Source organism: Streptococcus pseudopneumoniae (genome assembly GCF_001068775.1).
In the GTDB taxonomy this organism is placed as follows: Bacteria; Bacillota; Bacilli; order Lactobacillales; family Streptococcaceae; genus Streptococcus; species Streptococcus pseudopneumoniae_N.
The window spans coordinates 1-2,493 of record NZ_JWAJ01000144.1; the positions used below are offsets into that span (position 1 = coordinate 1).

The 2,493-nt window shown below is 33.8% G+C and carries 4 protein-coding genes and 1 pseudogene; all 5 read left to right on the forward strand.

Annotated features, from left to right (window positions below; translation table 11 throughout):
- Positions 1 to 133 (forward strand): annotated as a pseudogene (locus tag ADF68_RS11295) (restriction endonuclease subunit S); the annotation flags it as partial.
- 59 nt (positions 134 to 192) lie between these two features.
- Positions 193 to 429 (forward strand): AbrB family transcriptional regulator, encoded by a 237-nt coding sequence (locus ADF68_RS08960; RefSeq protein ID WP_000260607.1) that lies wholly within the window; start codon positions 193 to 195, stop codon positions 427 to 429.
- On the forward strand, positions 426 to 839 hold the full coding sequence (locus tag ADF68_RS08965) for a type II toxin-antitoxin system death-on-curing family toxin (protein ID WP_049549513.1): 414 nt from the start codon (positions 426 to 428) through the stop codon (positions 837 to 839). The genes ADF68_RS08960 and ADF68_RS08965 overlap by 4 nt, the downstream gene beginning before the upstream one ends.
- A 114-nt stretch (positions 840 to 953) precedes the next feature.
- Positions 954 to 1,919, forward strand: a complete 966-nt coding sequence (gene xerA, locus ADF68_RS08970; RefSeq protein ID WP_049549514.1) for a site-specific tyrosine recombinase/integron integrase — start codon at positions 954 to 956, stop codon at positions 1,917 to 1,919.
- A gap of 33 nt (positions 1,920 to 1,952) precedes the next feature.
- Positions 1,953 to 2,493: restriction endonuclease subunit S (locus ADF68_RS08975; RefSeq protein ID WP_049549515.1), on the forward strand; the 541-nt coding region annotated here is incomplete at its 3' end.

A 2,493-nucleotide genomic window follows, 5' to 3' on the forward strand; every position in this document is an offset into this window, starting at 1 on the left:
CCCCCCTCTTTCCCTACAAAACGAGTTCGCAGACTTTGTGGCTCAGGTTGACAAATCACAATTGGCAATTCAAAAATCACTAGAAGAACTTGAAACTTTGAAGAAATCTCTTATGCAGGAGTATTTTGGCTGATATTCTGTCATTGTAATTACGGTAATTATTTGTTATAATACTTCAAAGGAGGAAATCAGATGGTAGTAAAAACAAGAAAACAAGGAAATTCAATCACCATTACCATTCCAAGTGAATTCAATATTCCAAGTGGTGTAAAATACGAAGCGAAATTGTTACCAAGTGGTGAAATTATCTTTACTCCCGAAGAGTCTGGACATCAGATTTCTTATGTATCTGATGATGCCTTTGACTTAAATTTGGACAAAATTTTTGACGAATACGATGATGTTTTCAAAGCTTTGGTGGAAAAATGACAGTCTATCTTACAGAAAGGCAAATTGAAAAAATCAATGCTTTAGCAATTCAACGGTATTCACCTAATGAAAAAATTCAAACGGTTAGTCCTTCTGCCTTAAATATGATTGTCAATTTACCAGAACAATTTGTCTTCGGTAAACCTCTTTATCCAACAATTTTTGATAAGGCAACGATACTATTTGTCCAATTGATCAAGAAGCATGTTTTTGCCAACGCTAATAAACGAACTGCTTTCTTTGTTTTGGTGAAATTTCTACAGTTAAATGGTTATCGTTTTTCTGTAACAGTTGAAGAAGCGGTCGATATGTGTGTAACTATCGCAGTAGAATCCTTAACAGATGAAAAGTTGTCTAGCTACACCAAATGGATCTCAGAACATTCATTTAGAGCTAATGGCCAAATTTAAGATTGGATATTTAAATCCTATAAGTAAAAAATAGATAAACAGACAGTATTAGAATTCTGTAATGCAGAAAACTAATATTGTCTCTTTTTATTGAAATAATGAAAGTGAGAAAATATGGAAACAAAAGTGACAATCATCATTCAAGAAATGCTACCTCTTTTAAACAATGCACAATTACTAGCATTACGGGAGAGTTTAGAGCGTCATTTAGTGAGTGGTGTAAATCAACAGAAGTATACGAATAATTCCTTGTTAGCCTTATTTATTACTGCTAAACAGGTGGAGGGGTGTAGTGCAAAAACCATTCGTTATTATCAAAGAACCATTGAAAACTTATTTACAAGCATAAAGCAGTCTGTAACACAACTGACAACAGATGATTTGAGAAGTTATCTAGCACAGTATCAGTCAGAAAAAGATTGCAGTAAAGCAAATTTGGACAATATCCGACGCATCCTGTCTTCGTTTTTTGCTTGGCTTGAGCAGGAGGAATATATCATCAAAAATCCTATTCGACGGATAAAAAAGATTAAGACCGAACAAACTGTGAAAGAAACTTATACTGATGAACATCTTGAAATCATGCGAGACAATTGTGAAAACTTAAGGGATTTAGCAATGATCGATCTACTAGCTTCTACAGGAATGCGCGTGGGAGAACTTGTTCAACTGAATCGCTCAGATATCGACTTTGAAAATCGTGAATGTGTTGTATTTGGGAAAGGTAAAAAGGAGAGACCTGTTTATTTTGATGCTCGTACGAAAATCCATTTAAGGAACTATATCAATAGCAGAGAAGATAATCATCCAGCACTTTTTGTTACTTTGCTTGGAAAAGCCCAGAGACTTGGAATAGCTGGTGTTGAGATTCGATTAAGAAAGTTAGGTCAAAAGCTTGGAATTCAAAAGGTCCACCCTCATAAATTCAGAAGAACACTAGCAACAAAGGCAATTGATAAGGGAATGCCTATCGAACAAGTCCAAAAACTGCTAGGTCACAGCAAAATTGACACAACCTTAGCCTATGCTATGGTCAACCAAAGTAATGTCAAACATTCCCATCAGAAATTCATCTCTTAAGTGCAAATCCCGATATTTCGAGGAGGTGGTTGCATGAAGAAAGTGAAACTAGGTGAAATTTGTGAGATACAAGCAGGAGGAACTCCTTCAAGAAATAAGCAAGAATTTTGGGTTCAAGGTAATATACCTTGGGTAAAAATAAAAGATATAAACTCAAAATACATCTCTAAAGTTGAAGAACATATTACAGATTTAGGATTGCGGTTTTCCTCTGCAAAATTATTTTCAAGAGGTACGATATTGTATACTATTTTTGCTACTATTGGTGAAGTAGCTATATTAGATATTGATGCTGCAACAAATCAGGCTATAGCAGGTTTACATTTAAAGTCTGAAAAAGTATTAAAAGAATATCTTTATTTTTTCCTTCTTTCTATTAAAAATAGAGTAAAAAACGATAGTAGAGGAGTAGCTCAGAATAATATTAATTTAACGTACTTAAAAAATATAGAGGTCCCTATTGTTGAAAATAGTATTCAGCAAGAAATTTGTAATAATTTAACTAAAATAAATCAAATAATTACTCTACGTAATCAGCAACTCATAGAACTCTCAAACCTTGTAAAATCCCGAT

What these genes read in the sequence shown, in the direction of transcription:
- ADF68_RS08960 (WP_000260607.1), top strand. Translation starts at nt 193, where the DNA reads ATGGTAGTAAAAACAAGAAAACAAGGAAATTCAATCACCATTACCATT.
- ADF68_RS08965 (WP_049549513.1), top strand. Translation starts at nt 426, where the DNA reads ATGACAGTCTATCTTACAGAAAGGCAAATTGAAAAAATCAATGCTTTA.
- xerA (WP_049549514.1), top strand. Translation starts at nt 954, where the DNA reads ATGGAAACAAAAGTGACAATCATCATTCAAGAAATGCTACCTCTTTTA.